16 protein-coding genes are annotated in these 15202 nt (G+C 61.1%); 7 read left to right on the forward strand and 9 right to left on the reverse strand.

Annotated elements, in window-relative coordinates:
• Positions 1 to 56: 56 nt before the first annotated feature.
• From pheT to infC, 5 genes are all read right to left on the reverse strand, one after another.
• On the reverse strand, positions 57 to 2483 hold the full coding sequence (pheT, locus tag ASG68_RS16005; RefSeq protein ID WP_062582061.1) for a phenylalanine--tRNA ligase subunit beta: 2427 nt from the start codon (positions 2481 to 2483) through the stop codon (positions 57 to 59).
• A gap of 75 nt (positions 2484 to 2558) precedes the next feature.
• Positions 2559 to 3644 (reverse strand): phenylalanine--tRNA ligase subunit alpha, encoded by a 1086-nt coding sequence (gene pheS, locus ASG68_RS16010; RefSeq protein ID WP_062582064.1) that lies wholly within the window; start codon positions 3642 to 3644, stop codon positions 2559 to 2561.
• A gap of 108 nt (positions 3645 to 3752) precedes the next feature.
• Positions 3753 to 4157 carry a 50S ribosomal protein L20 gene (gene rplT, locus ASG68_RS16015; RefSeq protein WP_062582065.1) on the reverse strand — a complete coding sequence of 135 codons (405 nt, stop codon included), beginning with the start codon at positions 4155 to 4157 and terminating at the stop codon, positions 3753 to 3755.
• Between the two features lie 36 nt (positions 4158 to 4193).
• Positions 4194 to 4397 carry a 50S ribosomal protein L35 gene (gene rpmI / locus ASG68_RS16020; RefSeq protein ID WP_054151415.1) on the reverse strand — a complete coding sequence of 68 codons (204 nt, stop codon included), beginning with the start codon at positions 4395 to 4397 and terminating at the stop codon, positions 4194 to 4196.
• Positions 4398 to 4631: 234 nt separating this feature from the next.
• Entirely contained in the window at positions 4632 to 5168 is a 537-nt protein-coding gene (infC, locus tag ASG68_RS16025) for a translation initiation factor IF-3 (protein WP_082478497.1), read from the reverse strand.
• A 218-nt stretch (positions 5169 to 5386) separates the two neighbouring features.
• Between infC and ASG68_RS16030 the strand changes: the two genes are divergently transcribed.
• Both ASG68_RS16030 and ASG68_RS16035 read left to right on the forward strand, forming a co-directional pair.
• The gene (locus ASG68_RS16030; protein ID WP_062582069.1) at positions 5387 to 6190 is read left to right on the forward strand and encodes an alpha/beta hydrolase; all 804 of its coding nucleotides are present in this window, start codon (positions 5387 to 5389) and stop codon (positions 6188 to 6190) included.
• Between the two features lie 242 nt (positions 6191 to 6432).
• Positions 6433 to 7053, forward strand: a complete 621-nt coding sequence (locus tag ASG68_RS16035; protein WP_062582071.1) for a transglutaminase-like cysteine peptidase — start codon at positions 6433 to 6435, stop codon at positions 7051 to 7053.
• Positions 7054 to 7270: 217 nt separating this feature from the next.
• On the opposite strand, the gene mbfA is transcribed toward ASG68_RS16035, so the two are convergent.
• Positions 7271 to 8254: an iron exporter MbfA gene (gene mbfA, locus ASG68_RS16040; protein ID WP_062582073.1), complete on the reverse strand. Its 984-nt coding sequence runs from the start codon at positions 8252 to 8254 to the stop codon at positions 7271 to 7273.
• Between the two features lie 143 nt (positions 8255 to 8397).
• Here mbfA and ASG68_RS16045 point away from each other — a divergent pair, with 143 nt between their 5' ends.
• Positions 8398 to 9213, forward strand: a complete 816-nt coding sequence (locus ASG68_RS16045; protein WP_062582075.1) for a lipo-like protein — start codon at positions 8398 to 8400, stop codon at positions 9211 to 9213.
• Here ASG68_RS16045 and ASG68_RS16050 read toward each other — a convergent pair.
• On the reverse strand, positions 9203 to 10444 hold the full coding sequence (locus tag ASG68_RS16050; RefSeq protein WP_062582077.1) for an SAM-dependent methyltransferase: 1242 nt from the start codon (positions 10442 to 10444) through the stop codon (positions 9203 to 9205). The genes ASG68_RS16045 and ASG68_RS16050 overlap by 11 nt on opposite strands.
• 86 nt (positions 10445 to 10530) lie before the next feature.
• Positions 10531 to 11418: an EamA family transporter gene (locus ASG68_RS16055; RefSeq protein ID WP_062582079.1), complete on the reverse strand. Its 888-nt coding sequence runs from the start codon at positions 11416 to 11418 to the stop codon at positions 10531 to 10533.
• A 199-nt stretch (positions 11419 to 11617) separates the two neighbouring features.
• On the opposite strand from ASG68_RS16055, the gene ASG68_RS16060 reads away from it, so the two are divergent.
• Together ASG68_RS16060 and ASG68_RS16065 are read left to right on the forward strand one after the other, a co-directional pair.
• Complete coding sequence (locus tag ASG68_RS16060) at positions 11618 to 11869, forward strand: GlsB/YeaQ/YmgE family stress response membrane protein (protein WP_062582081.1); 252 nt, start codon at positions 11618 to 11620, stop codon at positions 11867 to 11869.
• 18 nt (positions 11870 to 11887) lie between these two features.
• A complete protein-coding gene (locus ASG68_RS16065) occupies positions 11888 to 12217 on the forward strand; it encodes a hypothetical protein (protein ID WP_062582083.1) in 330 nt (109 codons plus the stop codon).
• A gap of 90 nt (positions 12218 to 12307) precedes the next feature.
• Here the strand turns inward: ASG68_RS16065 and efp are convergent, their stop codons facing one another.
• Entirely contained in the window at positions 12308 to 12877 is a 570-nt protein-coding gene (gene efp, locus ASG68_RS16070; protein ID WP_062582084.1) for an elongation factor P, read from the reverse strand.
• A gap of 194 nt (positions 12878 to 13071) precedes the next feature.
• Between efp and epmA the strand changes: the two genes are divergently transcribed.
• Together epmA and ASG68_RS16080 are read left to right on the forward strand one after the other, a co-directional pair.
• Entirely contained in the window at positions 13072 to 14142 is a 1071-nt protein-coding gene (gene epmA / locus ASG68_RS16075) for an EF-P lysine aminoacylase EpmA (RefSeq protein ID WP_062582086.1), read from the forward strand.
• Positions 14139 to 15188 (forward strand): lysine-2,3-aminomutase-like protein, encoded by a 1050-nt coding sequence (locus ASG68_RS16080; RefSeq protein ID WP_062582088.1) that lies wholly within the window; start codon positions 14139 to 14141, stop codon positions 15186 to 15188. Before epmA ends, ASG68_RS16080 begins: the two co-directional genes overlap by 4 nt.
• The last annotated feature ends 14 nt before the right edge of the window (positions 15189 to 15202 follow it).

Consider the following 15202-nt stretch of genomic DNA (forward strand, 5'->3'; position numbering starts at 1 on the left):
GTTGATCTTGCAGCCACCGAGAGAGGCCAATCGCCCCTCTCCCGATGCTCACACCATTACGCCCGCAAAACCCCGCCGGTGTTCTTCGCCACATTGGCGATGATCTTGGCGGTCAAAGCTTCGAAGTCTTCGTCGGTCAGCGTGCGGTCGGCGGGCTGGATGACGACTTCGATGGCGATGGATTTCTTGCCTTCGCCGAGCGCGGCGCCTTCGAAAATGTCGAAGACGTTGACGCCGGTGACCAGTTTGCGGTCGGCGCTGCCGGCGGCCTTCAGGATGGCGCCGGCTTCGACCGACTTGTCGACCACGAAGGCGAAGTCGCGCTTGACGGCCTGGAAGGGTGAGAGTTCCAGCGCGGCCTTGGTGCGGGTGGCCTTCTTCTTCGGCTCGGGCATGGCGTCGACATAGATTTCGAAGCCGGCCAATGCGCCGGAGACGTCAAGCGCTTCGAGCGTTTTGGGGTGGAACTCACCGAAGGTGCCGAGAACGATCTTCGGGCCGAGCTTGATCGTGCCGGAGCGGCCGGGATGATACCAGGACGGGCCACCGGCCTCGAACTGGACATTGCCCATCGGCACGCCGCAGGCTTCCAGAACCGCAATGGCGTCGGCCTTGGCGTCGAACACATCGACCGGCTTGCCGCCGCCCTTCACCGCATTCGACCAGGAACGGCTAGCACCTGCCAGCGAGGCGGTGCCGCGACGGATGCCGCCGGCGACGCGCCGCTGGCCTGCCGGCGTGTCGTTTTCATAAGTGCCGGAGACTTCGAAGATCGCCACGTCGCCAAAACCCTTGTCGGCATTGCGCTGGGCGGCGGTGAGCAGGCCCGGCAGCAGCGAGGGGCGCATGTCGGACATGTCAGCGGCGATCGGGTTTGCCAGCGACAGGGACAGTGCGCCGCCGCCGAACAGCTCGGCCTGCGCCTTCGAGATGAAGGACCAGGTGACGGCCTCCAGCATGCCGCGCGAGGCGAGCGCCCGCTTGGCTAGGCGCGTGCGAATCTGCAGCGTGGTCAGGATCTTGCCATTGACGGCGCCGAGGCTTTCGATCGGCTGCGGCTTGATATTGTCGACGCCATGGATGCGCATGACTTCCTCGACCAGATCGGCCTTGCCATCGACATCGGGACGCCACGAGGGAACGGAGACGGAGACTTGGCTGCCGGAGCCTTCGACGCCGAAGCCGAGGCCCTTGAGGATCGCAACGCTTTCTTCCGAACTGACCTCGAGGCCGGTGAGGCGCTTGACCTCTGAGACCGGGAAATCGACGGTCTTGGCGGTGTAGCCGGTATAGCCGACGACATCGGTCTTGGCTGGCGTGCCGCCGCAGATATCGACGATCAACTGGGTGGCGCGCTCAAGGCCGGCGACCATGTATTCCGGATCGACGCCGCGCTCGAAGCGATAGCGTGCATCAGTGATGATGCCGAGCGTGCGGCCGGACTTGGCGATGTTCATCGGATCCCACAGCGCCGATTCGACCAGCACATCGACGGTGTTCTCATCGCAGCCGGAATGCTCGCCGCCCATGATGCCGCCGATCGATTCCAGCCCGTTGTCATCGGCGATGACGACGTTTGCCGGAGACAGCGTATATTCGCGGGTATCGAGCGCCAGAACCTTTTCGCCTTCGACGGCGCGGCGGACGGTCAGGTTGCCCTTGACCTTGGCAGCATCGAAGACGTGCAGCGGGCGGCCCTGGTCGAAGGTCATGTAATTGGTGACATCGACCAGTGCGTTGATCGGACGAAGGCCGATGGCGAGCAGGCGCTGCTGCATCCATTTCGGGCTCGGGCCGTTCTTGACGCCGCGCACGAGGCGAAGGGCGAAGCCCGGGCACAGATGCGTGTCAGTGCCGAGGTCGAGCGAAACCTTGGTGGTCGTTTCGCCTTCGACCTTGAACGTCGGCTGCGGCTGCGCCTTCAATGTGCCGAGCCCGGAAGCCGCGAGGTCGCGGGCGATGCCGTGGATCGAGGTGCAGTCCGGACGGTTCGGCGTCAGGTTGATCTCGATCATCGGATCGTCGAGGCCGGCATACGTCGCGAAGCTGGTGCCGACAGGCGCATCTTCGGGCAGGTCGATGATGCCGTCGTGATTGTCCGACATCTGCAACTCTTTTTCCGAGCACATCATGCCGCGGCTTTCGACACCGCGAATGGTGCCGACGGCGAGCGTCACGTCGATGCCGGGAACGTAGGAGCCGGGGGCGGCAAAGGCGCCGACGAGGCCGGCGCGTGCATTCGGCGCACCGCAGACGACCTGCACGGGGCTGCCCGCGCCAGTATCGACCATCAGCACCTTCAGCTTGTCGGCTTGCGGATGCTTTTCGGCCGAGACGACCTTGGCGATGACGAAGGGCTTGAACGACGCCTTGTCGTCGACGTCCTCGACCTCCAGCCCGATCGCCGTCAGGCGCTCGCAGATCTGTTCGAGGGTGGCATCCGTTTCCAGATGGTCTTTCAGCCAGGAGAGTGTGAATTTCATGATTTCACTCGTGTCCTAATGTCTTTGCAAAGGCGGCCTGACAAGCAGGCGCCTGCGGAAAAGGGTCAATCTCGATCAGGCGCTCAAACCGCCGAACAAAGTCGGCATATCCAGCGGGCGAAAACCGTAATGGCTCATCCAGCGGACATCGGCATCGAAGAAGTTTCTGAGGTCCGGCATGCCGTATTTCAGCATGGCGATGCGGTCGAGGCCCATGCCCCAGGCGAAGCCCTGGTAGACATCGGGATCGAGACCGCCGGCGCGCAAAACGTTCGGGTGCACCATGCCGCAGCCGAGGATTTCCATCCAGTCGGTGCCTTCGCCGAACTTGACGATCGGGCCGGAGGAGCGGTCGCACTGGATGTCGACCTCGAAGGACGGCTCGGTGAAGGGGAAGAAGGACGGGCGGAAGCGCATCGTCACATCATCGACCTCGAAGAAGGTCTTGCAGAATTCTTCCAGGATCCAGCGCATGTTGGCGACGTTCGACTTGGTGTCGACGACGAGGCCCTCGACCTGGTGGAACATCGGCGAATGGGTGGCGTCCGAGTCCTGTCGATAGGTCTTGCCGGGGATGATGATGCGGATCGGCGGCTTCTGTGCCTCCATCGTGCGCACCTGTACCGGCGACGTATGGGTGCGCAGCACCTTGCGCTCGCCGTTTGCGTCCGGATTGAAGAAGAACGTGTCGTGCATTTCGCGTGCCGGATGGCCTTCGGGGAAGTTCAGCGCGGTGAAGTTGTAATAGTCGGTCTCGATATCGGGACCTTCGGCGATCGAGAAGCCCATGTCGGCGAAGATTGCGGTGATCTCGTCGATGATCTGGCTGATCGGATGGATGCGGCCGCGCTCGGCCGGGGACGAACGGACAGGCAGCGAGATATCGACGGTCTCGCGGGCGAGACGCTCGGCGATCGCGGCATCCTTGAGATCGGACTTGCGGGCTGCGATGGCGGCAAAGACGTCGTTCTTGAGCGCATTGATCGCCGCGCCCCTGGTCTGGCGTTCTTCCGGCGACATGGTGCCGAGCGTCTTCAGGAGCTCGGAGATCGAGCCCTTCTTGCCCAGCGCATTGACGCGCACGGCTTCGATGGCCGCCTCATCGCCGGCGCCGGTCACCTCGGCCAGCAGATTCTCTTTCAGTGCTTCCAGATCGGACATCGTTTATTTCCCGGTTCATTTGCCGTGATCGGTCAAAGAAAAACCCGCGCCAGCCGTGCCAGCGCGGGTTTCCCAATTCAAATTCCAAAAGGCTTGGGAAGCGCTGGTTTACTTGACCGCGCTTTCAAACTCGTTGGTGGTGCCAGCGGTCTTGAGGTACTCAAGTGCCTTCTTGGCGGCAGCGACGAGTGCGCCGAATGCTGCCGGCTCATGGATAGCCATGTCGGACAGAACCTTGCGGTCGACTTCGATGCCGGCCTTGGCCAGACCATCGATGAAGCGGCCGTAGGTCAGGCCATGTTCGCGGACAGCCGCGTTGATACGCTGGATCCACAGAGCGCGGAAGTTGCGCTTGTTGATCTTGCGGTCCTTGTAGGCGAACTGCTTCGAACGATCCACGGCTGCCTTGGCGGCGCGGATGGTGTTCTTGCGGCGGCCGTAGAAACCCTTGGCTGCCTTGAGTGTCTTCTTGTGCTTGGCGTGAGCTGCTACGCCGCGTTTTACACGTGCCATGTCATGATCTCCTTATCGATCCAAAATGCCTGAGTCTCAGAGACCGTTGGGCAGGTAGTTCTTGATGACCTTCTTGCCATCAGGCTCTGCAAGCACCATCGTGCCGCGTGCATCGCGAATGAACTTGTTGGAACGCTTGATCATGCCGTGACGCTTGCCAGCGGCAGCAGCCAGGACCTTGCCAGTTGCGGTGATCTTGAACCGCTTCTTGGCAGCAGATTTCGTCTTCATCTTGGGCATTTTGCTACTCCATTTTTCTTGATATCGAGATCGACTGACGAGGTCGTCTCCAGCGTAAAGAACGGCCACGGCATGCCCTGCCGGACCGTTCGGACGGGGGCTTGTAACCGAAGCGCCCCCAAAGTGCAATGGGATTCGAGACGAGGCCCGATATTTCCGGTCACGCATCCCAAAATGTGAAAAAGCCGCCAGTCCGGCGGCTTTTGTCAGATGCGGTGTTTTAGAGGCCGGTGCTTATCTCGGCGCCAGGACCATCATCATCTGGCGGCCTTCGAGCTTCGGCTCGGCTTCCACCTTGGCGATCGCCGTGGTGTCTTCCTTGACCTGAAGCAGGAGCTTCATGCCGAGTTCCTGGTGAGCCATTTCGCGGCCGCGGAACTTCAGCGTCACCTTGACCTTGTCGCCCTCTTCGAAGAAGCGGTTCATCGCACGCATCTTGACGTCGTAGTCGTGCGTGTCGATGTTCGGACGCATCTTGATCTCCTTGATCTCGATGATCTTCTGCTTCTTGCGGGCTTCCGCCGCCTTCTTCTGGGTGGCGTATTTCAGCTTGCCCAGGTCAAGGATCTTGCACACCGGCGGCTCGGCGTTCGGCGAGATCTCGACGAGGTCGAGACCTTGCTCCTCCGCCATGCGGAGTGCCTGATCGGTGGGAACGCTGCCGTGGTTTACACCTTCGGCGTCGATGAGCTGAACCCGTGGTACCCGGATTTCCTTGTTAGAGCGGGGGCCGTCCTTGGTAGGGGCGTCCGTTTTGAACGGTCTGCGAATGGTCGTACTCTCCTCGAGCTGTTACGATTCAATTGTGTTTGATGATAGCGCGATCTACCGGCGAAATGCCGATCAGATGCCGCTTGATCGTCATGTGTGAATTGCTGCGCGAAAGTCAATAACACAGGTCTTTGCGAAAATCACCACCTGTCGGCCCTCTGGCGAATCTGTTTTAGAAAGAAAAACAGCGATAAACGCTAAAAATTGGAGAAAAACGGATGTCATTGCCTGATCCGGAGACGCAACTCACCCATCTCGATGTCGGCGCGGACGGGGAATCGCGACGCATTGCCATGCGCGTCCTGCCTGCCGCAAGTGACAACGGCCTGCCGACGCTCGTCTGGCTTGGAGGATACCGTTCGGACATGGCCGGCACCAAGGCTGTCGAGTTGGAGCGCCACGCCCATGCGACGGGTGCCGCCTGCATCCGCTTCGACTATTCCGGCCATGGCGTTTCCGGCGGCGCCTTTGCCGACGGCACGATTTCGCGCTGGCTGGAGGAAAGCCTGGCGGTGATCGATCATGTTGCGCCGAAGCGCATGGTGCTTGTCGGCTCGTCGATGGGCGGCTGGGTGGCGCTGCGGCTGATCGCCGAACTGCGTGCGCGCGGCGAGGGCGGCAGGATCGCCGGTCTCGTGCTGATCGCGCCGGCACCGGACTTCACATCCGAGCTGATCGAGCCGAACCTGACGGATGCGGAGCGGACATCGCTTGCCGAGCGCGGCTATTTCGAGGAGCCGACGCCGTATGGGCCGGATCCGAACATCTTCACCGCCCGGCTGCTCGACGACGGCCGGCGCAATCGGGTGCTGGACGGTCTTATCGAAACCGGCTGCCCGGTTCACATCCTCCAGGGCATGCAGGATCCGGACGTTCCTTACAAACATTCGCTGAAATTGATGGAGCATCTGCCGTCCGACGACGTGGTCATGACCCTGATCCGCGACGGCGACCACCGCCTGTCCCGACCCGAGGATATCGAACGCATCCTGGCTGCAGTAACGGCCATGTCCGGCGGCTAAAAAAGATAGTCGAATCAACGGCAAATCAGCTGTGATGCTGATTTGCCGCGCATTTTAACCATATCTCGCAATCCCTAACTCTGCAGATTGACTTCGTTTCGGGCGCGCTGTTAACTCTTTGTTAACGATTAGAGCGGCGCGGGCAAGGGACGGCCCACACACAAGCCGACAGTCGGACTTCAGATTTCGCGGGGTGCTCCGGGAATGATTCTCGGAGAGATGCCGCGCCACAGGGGACGTGTATGGCGCAGTTGACTGGGATCAAGAAGATGGTCGTTGCTTTGGCGGCTGTTTTCGTATCGGCGAGCGCGGCAATTCCGGCGCCGAATGTAACAGCCCTCTCCATGCAGACGGGCGCCATCACCTCCCAGCCGATCGGCCATTACGAATTCTGCCAGAAGTATCGCGCCGAATGCGAGATCAAGACCAAATCGACGACCGCGCCGCGCGTCACCGATTTCGGCTGGTCTGTCATTCGCGAGGTCAATGTCGCCGTCAACAACAAGATCACCCCGATGACCGACATGGATCAGTTCGGCAAGGACGAAGTCTGGTCCTATCCGGACGCTGCCGGTGACTGCGAGGACTTTGTTCTCCTCAAGCGCAAGCGCCTGATGGAGAAAGGTTTCTCGCCGGCCGATCTGCTGATTACCGTCGTCCGCAAACCTGATGGCGAAGGCCATGCCGTGCTGACCGTCCGCACTGCCCAAGGCGATTTCATCCTCGACAATCTCGACAACGACGTGAAGCTGTGGACCAAGACCCCCTACCGCTTCCTGAAACGTCAAGCCTCGTTTAACACCGGCCGCTGGGTCACCATCGAAAATGGCGACGAAGTGCTGGTTGGCTCGGTTGGGAACTGATCTGACTCCTGCTTCCGCCAATTCGTTGGGTTGAAAGTCTTCCATCTCCACCGTCGTTCCTGTGCTTGTCACAGGAATCCATTCACGCGACTTTCGTCGCTTGGAAGGCCCGTTTTTTATCAAGACATCAGTCTCTCACCGCGCAGACGCGCGGTGGCTGGATGCCCGCCACAGGGGCGGGCATGAGGAGCCCGGGGGCGTTGTCACGCACAAGCCCTCACGCATTCCCGATCAGAACACCCGCCGCCAGAACCAGACTGCCGCCGATGACCACCTGGAAGGCGGCGCGCAGGAAGGGGGTTTCCATATATTTGTTCTGGATGAAGGCGATCGCCCAGAGTTCGAAGAAGACGATGATGCCGGCGGTGATGGTGGCTGTCCAAAAATGCGGGATGAGGTAGGGCAGCGCATGCCCAAGCCCGCCGACGGTCGTCATGATGCCGCAGGCGAGGCCCCGCTTGATCGGTGAGCCACGGCCGGAAATCTTACCGTCGTCATGGGCTGCTTCCGTGAAACCCATCGAAATGCCAGCGCCGACGGAGGCCGACAGGCCGACGAGGAAGGTCTGCCAGGTATCCTGCGTCGCGAAGGCGGCGGCGAAGATCGGGGCAAGCGTCGAGACGGAGCCATCCATCAAGCCGGCAAGACCGGGCTGCACATAGGTCAGGACAAATTGCCGGCGCGCCGTTTCGTCCTCTGCGGTTTGCACATCCTCCGGCACATGCCGGTCGGTCAGCATGCGGGCGATATCCTCGTGGCCCTGTTCGGCCAGTGCCAGATCGCCGAGCAACTGACGGGTCGAGGCATCGGATGTATTGCGGGCCGCTTCGACATAGAAATTGTAGGCCTGCGTTTCCATCATCACCGCTTCGCGGCGCATCGCATCCAACGTCTGGTTCTGCCGCAGCCAGTCCGGTTTGCGGGCGAGAAAACCGCTGACATGTTCGCGTCGGATCAGCGGGATAAGCTCGCCGAAACGGCGGCGATGCATATCGATCAGCATGTTCTTGTGGGTGTTTTCCACTTCCGCCATGTCCTCGAAAACCTTAGCGGAATCCGGGAAGTTGGTTTTCAACTTTTGCGCATAGGCAAGATAGATGCGTCCGTCATCTTCTTCGGACGAGATAGCCAGCGCCAGGATTTCCTGCTCGGACAAGGATGAAAGTGGTCGCTTAAAGCGGGACAGAAGGCGGGAAAACATGACGCGAAATACCTAGTTTAGAATTATTCTAAAAATAAGTTGGTGCTGCGTCGAGGTCAAGCCGCCAAGGAGGAAGACTCGACAGAAAGCAGGAGAACTTCCTAAATGCGGGTTATGATGACCTGCCCCGAAAGCCGTTTGCCATGAACCCGCTCCTGAAAGGCAAGGATACCGTGCTCGACCGCATCGGCAGGGCGCTGGCCGAACGGTTGACCACCCAGACGTCCGGTTACGAGCCTTATACGCCGTCCGATCCGGAGACCTTGGCGCGGACGCTGAGGCCTGGCGACATCCTGCTGATCGAGGGCAATCACAAGGTTTCGGCGGCGATCAAATATCTGACGCAATCAACCTGGTCACATGCCGCCTTCTTTGCCGGCGACGAGATTCCGCTGACGCTGGATCAGGCGGCCCGCCCGATCATCGATCGCCCGCAACTTGTCGAAGTCAATCTGGGCGAAGGCTGCGTCGCGGTGCCGCTCAGCAAATATTCCACCTACAATACGCGCATCTGCCGGCCGATCGGTCTGACACCGGAGGATCGCGATGCGGTCGTGTCCTTCATGGTGTCGCGGCTCGGGCTGAAATACGACATGAAGAACATTTTCGACATGCTGCGCTATTTCATGCCGGCGCCGCCGGTTCCGGTGCGTTTGCGTCGCCGGATGCTGGCCTTCGGCTCGGGGGATCCCACGCGGGCAATCTGTTCGACGCTGATCGCGCAGGCCTTCGAGCAGATCCGCTATCCCATCCTGCCGGAAATCACCCGCGCACCGGGCCGCGCATCGGCGACCTCGACCTTTTCACGGGCCGAGATCCTGCACATCCGCCACCACTCGCTCTATACGCCGCGCGACTTCGACCTCTCGCCCTATTTCGCCATCGTCAAACCGACGCTGGAATACGGCTTCGACTACAAGCGGCTGGAATGGGGGGGCGAACCGCCGGCTACAGGGTAATGTTCAGCGTCTGCTCCCGGACGATATAGGCTTTCTGCCGGTCGGTGATGTAATCGCGCACGATCGGGGCAGCATCGCGCGTACGCGACAGCTGCATGTGGAACACGAGCTGGCTGCCGGTGCGGAACATCATCTCGCAACTGATCAGGTAGAATTCCCACATGCGGGCAAAGCGTTCGTCGTACATTTCGACGACCTTGTCGCGGTTCTTCTCGAAGCGTTCGACCCAATGCTTGAGCGTCGTGGCGTAATGGACGCGCAGGAATTCGAGATCGGTCACCCAGAGGCTGTTCTGCTCGACGACTTGGAAAACCTCGGAAAGCGCCGGCGAATAGGCGCCGGGGAAGATGTATTTCCGCAGCCAGGCGCTCGCCATGCCGGGCGGGCTCATATGGCCGATCGAATGCAGCACGGCGACGCCATCATCCGGCATCAGCGCATTCAGCTTTTTGAAAAATTCGTCGTAATGGCTGACGCCGACATGTTCGAACATGCCGACGGAGACGATCCGGTCGAAGGTCTCAGTGACATCGCGGTAGTCGCGCAGCTCGAACCGGACACGGCCTTCAAGTCCGGCATCCTTGGCGCGCTGCGTCGCCAGCGCCTGCTGCTCTTTCGACAGCGTCACGCCGAGAACTTCGACATCTTCCAGTTGGGCGAGATAGAGTGCGAGATCCCCCCAGCCGCAACCGATATCCAGTACCTTCATGCCCGGCCGCAGGCACAGCTTGGAGGCCAGCAGCCGCAGCTTGTTGCGCTGCGCCTGTTCGAGCGTTTCCTCCGGATCGCGGAAATAGGCGCAGGAATAGAGCATGTTGGCATCGAGGAAGAGCTTGTAGAATTCATTGCCGACATCGTAATGGTGGGCGACATTGCGCTGCGCCTCGCCCTTGATGTTGGACTGCTGGCGGTTGCGAAAGCGCATCTTGATGGCGCGCAGCACCTTCTGGATCGGATAAGAGCCAAGCGACAGCCGGTTGATCGAGAACAGCGTGAGGAAATCCTTCAGCGTCGAGCCATTTTCGAACAGCAGTGTGCCATCCATATAGGCTTCGCCGGCGGCCAGTTCGGAATTGAAGACGAGGGTGCGGTAGAGTTTCGGGTCCGTCAGCCGCATGGTGACTTCCGGGCCGGGTTCGCCGGAGAAGACATGCGACTTGCCATCCGCGTCGATGACCGTCAGCTGGCCCTTGCGGATGAAGGCTTTCATCATATGCGACAGTGGAAACATGCACACCTCAATGAGAACAAGTGACGCTTTCGAAGCGGCACTCTATCACCGGGTTTTCAAAATGCGCGTCCCAATTTCGTGAAAATTCAACGGCCGGTGGCAGTGGCGCCGGCACTTGCGGCCACCACGAGCAGGGTTCCCGTGATCTGCAGCGCGGTCATCGGCTGGCTCAGCACGAGAAAACCGGCAATGGCACCGAGCGCAGGCTCCAGGCTCATCAGGATGCCGAAGGAGGATGTGCTCATCCGGCGCAGCGCGATCATCTCCAGCGCATAGGGAATGAGCGGCACCAGCAGCGCCAGCCAGGCGACGGTAAACACGCCTTCCATCGTCATGCGGTGAGCGTCGAACAGCCCGAAGGGGGTGGCGACGACGGCGGCGACGATCAGCGACATGGACAGGCCCTGCAGCCCTTCGAAGGCGCTGCCGGCCTTCTTCATCAGGATGATATAGAGGCCCCAGCCCGTGGCAGCGCCGAAGGCGAAGAGAACGCCGATGGGATCGCCGATCCAGCCGTGGCCGTCATGGGCCAGCAACAGCACGCCGGCACCGGCGATCAACGGCCAGACGAGCCGCCAGCCGAGACCGAAGGCGAAGGTTGCGACGGTGAGCGGCCCGAGGAAATCGATGGCCACGGCCAAGCCGAGCGGAATACGCTCGATGGCAGCAAAGAAACACAGGGTCATGCCGGCCATCGATGCGCCCAGCACACCGGCGGTCTGCCACTGCGCGCGTGTATAACGGAAGACGGGAGGCCGCACGACGATGGCCAGCAGCGCGGCGGCCCAGAGCAGGCGCAGCCAGGTGGTGCCGGACGGGCCATAGGCTGATATGGCCGAGGCCGAAAAGGCCGAGCCGAACTGCACGCTGGACATGGACAGAAGGCACATCAGGCCGCCGGTCAGGGCAGCCGTGGTTCCGGCGGTCAGCGGCGCCGGGGCCGACGGTACTGTCGTGTCTGCAGACTGATCCATGATGTCATCCTCAGGGCGGCAAGACGTTCCGCCTTCCCTGGCTCTAGCGAAGGCGGGCACCGCGTTCAAATTCATATTTATGGGGTGAGCATAAGGGCATTTGATGCTCGACTTCTAATGGATGCGATGAATGTGGGGAACATTCGGGCTCCCCGGCCGTTATGCCTGCCAGAAATCGCGTTTGAGTGAGGTGGAAGACATGGATGTAAACGGTGTCGGCTGGATTGCGGCGATCATCATCGGCGGTCTCGCCGGGTGGCTGGCGGAACAGTTCATGAAGTCCAACATGGGCGTGTTCATGAACATCATTCTCGGCATCATCGGCGCGGTCGTGCTCAACGCCATCCTCGCCTTTGCCGGGCTCGGCTTCACGGGCTGGCTGGCTTACTTGATCATCGGCTTCCTCGGTGCCTGCATCCTCATTGCCGTCGGCCGTGCGGTGCGGCGATAACAGTGAAGGAGAAAACCGATGCTGACATTCGCAGCTGAAGGCAATGGACAGGGCAAGCTGGAAATCAATGGTCAATCACAACCTGTGTCCTATGAACTCGTCGAGGCACGGGAAGACGATGACAGCCGTCAGGTTCGCATCCGGCTCCATGCGCCGAGGGACTGGCTGATGAAGCAGGGATTCAGCGGCGAAGCCGTGCTTGTGCGCAACAATGGCGCGCGCATCGCGGTACGCCGCGAGGGCGGCGTTGATGTGGACGATGCTGTCTCGGTGACGCTGGAAGGCTATGACGACAGCCGATCCGACGAAGGAGAGGTGTCTGACGCGTACCCCGAATTGAAGCATTAGCTTCAGGAAAGTTTGCGGCGGAAACGGAAACGGGCGCGATGCGAGGTCGCGCCCGTTTTCATATGTCTGACGATCGTTCCCTTGGGGAAATCAATCCTTGGCGCGTTCGACGTAAGACGCATCTTCCGTCAGGATGACAACGCGGGTGCCGACGCCGATATGTGGCGGAACCATGGTGCGCACGCCGTTCGACAGGATAGCCGGCTTGTAGGACGAAGACGCCGTCTGGCCCTTGACGACCGGCTCGGTCTCGGTGATCTCAAGCGTCATGCGGGTCGGCAGTTCGATGGCGAGCGCCTGGCCTTCGAACATTTTCAGCTGAACGACCATGCCTTCCTGCAGATAGGCCTTGTCGTCGCCAATGACATCCGGGCTGACCGCGACCTGGTCGTAGCTTTCCGGGTTCATGAAGTGGAAGCCTTCGCCATCTTCATAGAGGAAGGTGTGATCGCGATCCTCGACGAAAGCGCGCTCGACTTGCTCGGTCGTGCGCCAACGCTCCGACACCTTCACGCCGTCGGAAATGCGGCGCATGTCGACCTGCGTGACCGGGGTGCCCTTGCCGGGGTGGAAGTTCTGTGCGGTCAAAACGGCATAGAGCTTGCCGTCGACTTCGAGAACATTGCCCTTGCGGACCGTGGAGGCGATTACCTTGACCATAAGTCTTCCTTGTAACTGAGCTTGATGCGTCGTAGAGGAGCGCAGGAAATGCGCGTCAAAGACGCCAGAATGCGTTTTCGGGCCGCACCTACCCTATATCGGGGCAAATTGCCAGTGTGACGGTGGATAGACCCGGAAGAAACCGACAATTGCCGTAAAATTCGAGCCTGACCGACAAGACGGAACCACTCTTTATGCCAGCCGCATCTCCCTGGTGGACGCCCGATGTCCATGCCGACCGCCGCGGCTTCCTTCTCGGCCGCAACCGGATCCAGGCGGCTCTGCGCGGTTTTTTCGCTGAGCGGGATTTCATCGAGGTTGATACGGCCACGCTGCAGATTTCGCCGGGCAACGAGGCGCATCTGCACGCTTTCGCGACGTCTGCCATCAACCATGACGGCAGCACTGCGCCGCTTTACCTGCACACTTCGCCGGAATTTGCCTGCAAGAAGCTGCTGGCTGCCGGCGAACAACGCATTGCGTGTTTCGCCCATGTCTATCGCAACCGCGAGCGCGGGCCGCTGCATCATCCGGAATTCACCATGCTGGAATGGTACCGGGCCGGCGAGACATATGAAGCGCTGATGGTTGATTGCGCCGCGATTCTGGCGCTTGCGGCTGAAACCACTGGTGCCCGCCAACTCACTTACCGCGATCGACAGGCCGATCCGTTTGCGGAGCCGGAGCGCATCACGGTTGCCGAAGCCTTCGCCCGCTTTGCCGGCATCGATCTCCTCGCATACATCGACAAGACGGGAGAAACTGACCGGGATCGTTTCGCCGAAGCCCTGCGCACCGCCGGATTGCGGGTGGCGGGTGACGATACTTGGGCGGATCTGTTCAGCCGCGTGATCGTCGAGAAGGTCGAGCCCAATCTCGGCCATGGGCGTGCGACGATCCTCTATGAATATCCCGTCGCCGAGGCAGCTCTGGCGCGCCCGACGCAGCATGATCCGCGCGTTGCCGAACGGTTTGAGCTCTATGCCTGCGGCGTCGAGCTCGCCAATGCCTTCGGAGAATTGACCGATCCCGCCGAACAGCGCCGCCGTTTCGAGATCGAGATGGTCGAGAAGGCCCGCGTCTACGGCGAGACCTATCCGCTGGACGAGGATTTCCTCTCGGCCCTTGCGATCATGCCGCAGGCGAGCGGCAGCGCGCTGGGTTTTGATAGGCTGGTCATGCTGGCAACCGGCGCGCCGCGTATCGATCAGGTCATCTGGGCGCCGGTTGCAGAAACAGACCCTCGCGATGGAGGCCGTGCATGACAGCCCTTCGCCCGCTGAAGACCATCGCCGATCTGGAACAAGCCGGGCTGGTTTCGGCCGAACAGCGGCCGGCGCTTGAGCCGGTCGCCGATCGCTATGCCGTTGCCGTGACGCCGGCCATCGCCGCGCTGATCGACCGGAACGACCCTACAGATCCCATTGCCCGCCAGTTCGTGCCTGATGCCGCCGAGCTTCTCCGCCTGCCGGAGGAGCGCGAGGACCCGATCGGCGACGCCGCCCATAGCCCGGTCGAGGGCATCGTCCATCGGTATCCGGATCGCGTGCTGCTGAAAGCCGTGCATGTCTGTCCGGTCTATTGCCGCTTCTGTTTCCGCCGCGAAATGGTCGGGCCGCAAGGGCTTGGAACACTTGCATCGCAGGCGATGGATGCTGCCTTCGCCTATATCGCCGATCATCCGGAAATCTGGGAAGTCATCCTGACGGGTGGCGATCCGCTGGTGCTGTCACCGCGTCGTCTCGCCTCGATCATGGAACGGCTGTCGGCGATCGATCACGTCAAGATCGTCCGGTTCCACACCCGCGTGCCCGTCGTCGAGCCCGAACGTGTCGATGCGGCCCTGATCGATGCGCTGAAGGCCAGCGGCAAGACCACCTATCTCGCTTTGCACGCCAATCACCCGCGCGAACTGACGGCGTCGGCGAGAAAGGCTTGTGCGCTTCTGGTGGATAGCGGCGTTGTGATGATCAGCCAGTCCGTTCTGCTGAAGGGCGTCAACGACGACGCCGATACGCTGGCTGCCCTGATGCGTGCATTCGTCGAAAACCGCATCAAACCCTATTACCTGCACCATCCGGACCTAGCGCCCGGCACCAGCCATTTCCGGCTGACCATCGAGGAGGGGCAGGCCCTGGTTGCGTCCCTGCACGGCCGCGTTTCCGGCCTCTGCCAGCCCACCTACATCCTCGACATCCCCGGCGGCCACGGCAAGGCCGTCATCAGTGCCTCGACCATCGAGGACAATGGCGGCGGCTGTTTCACTGTGACGGATTTCAGGGGTGAGGGGCACGATTACGTGTCGAAGTGATTGGGCTCATCTGC

The organism is Rhizobium sp. Leaf453 (assembly GCF_001425605.1).
Taxonomy (GTDB): domain Bacteria; phylum Pseudomonadota; class Alphaproteobacteria; order Rhizobiales; family Rhizobiaceae; genus Pararhizobium.

Coding starts and splice junctions, on each gene's coding strand:
- pheT (WP_062582061.1), bottom strand. CDS start 2,483: ATGAAATTCACACTCTCCTGGCTGAAAGACCATCTGGAAACGGATGCC.
- pheS (WP_062582064.1), bottom strand. CDS start 3,644: ATGTCCGATCTGGAAGCACTGAAAGAGAATCTGCTGGCCGAGGTGACC.
- rplT (WP_062582065.1), bottom strand. CDS start 4,157: ATGGCACGTGTAAAACGCGGCGTAGCAGCTCACGCCAAGCACAAGAAG.
- rpmI (WP_054151415.1), bottom strand. CDS start 4,397: ATGCCCAAGATGAAGACGAAATCTGCTGCCAAGAAGCGGTTCAAGATC.
- ASG68_RS16030 (WP_062582069.1), top strand. CDS start 5,387: ATGTCATTGCCTGATCCGGAGACGCAACTCACCCATCTCGATGTCGGC.
- ASG68_RS16035 (WP_062582071.1), top strand. CDS start 6,433: ATGGCGCAGTTGACTGGGATCAAGAAGATGGTCGTTGCTTTGGCGGCT.
- mbfA (WP_062582073.1), bottom strand. CDS start 8,254: ATGTTTTCCCGCCTTCTGTCCCGCTTTAAGCGACCACTTTCATCCTTG.
- ASG68_RS16045 (WP_062582075.1), top strand. CDS start 8,398: ATGAACCCGCTCCTGAAAGGCAAGGATACCGTGCTCGACCGCATCGGC.
- ASG68_RS16050 (WP_062582077.1), bottom strand. CDS start 10,444: ATGTTTCCACTGTCGCATATGATGAAAGCCTTCATCCGCAAGGGCCAG.
- ASG68_RS16055 (WP_062582079.1), bottom strand. CDS start 11,418: ATGGATCAGTCTGCAGACACGACAGTACCGTCGGCCCCGGCGCCGCTG.
- ASG68_RS16060 (WP_062582081.1), top strand. CDS start 11,618: ATGGATGTAAACGGTGTCGGCTGGATTGCGGCGATCATCATCGGCGGT.
- ASG68_RS16065 (WP_062582083.1), top strand. CDS start 11,888: ATGCTGACATTCGCAGCTGAAGGCAATGGACAGGGCAAGCTGGAAATC.
- efp (WP_062582084.1), bottom strand. CDS start 12,877: ATGGTCAAGGTAATCGCCTCCACGGTCCGCAAGGGCAATGTTCTCGAA.
- epmA (WP_062582086.1), top strand. CDS start 13,072: ATGCCAGCCGCATCTCCCTGGTGGACGCCCGATGTCCATGCCGACCGC.
- ASG68_RS16080 (WP_062582088.1), top strand. CDS start 14,139: ATGACAGCCCTTCGCCCGCTGAAGACCATCGCCGATCTGGAACAAGCC.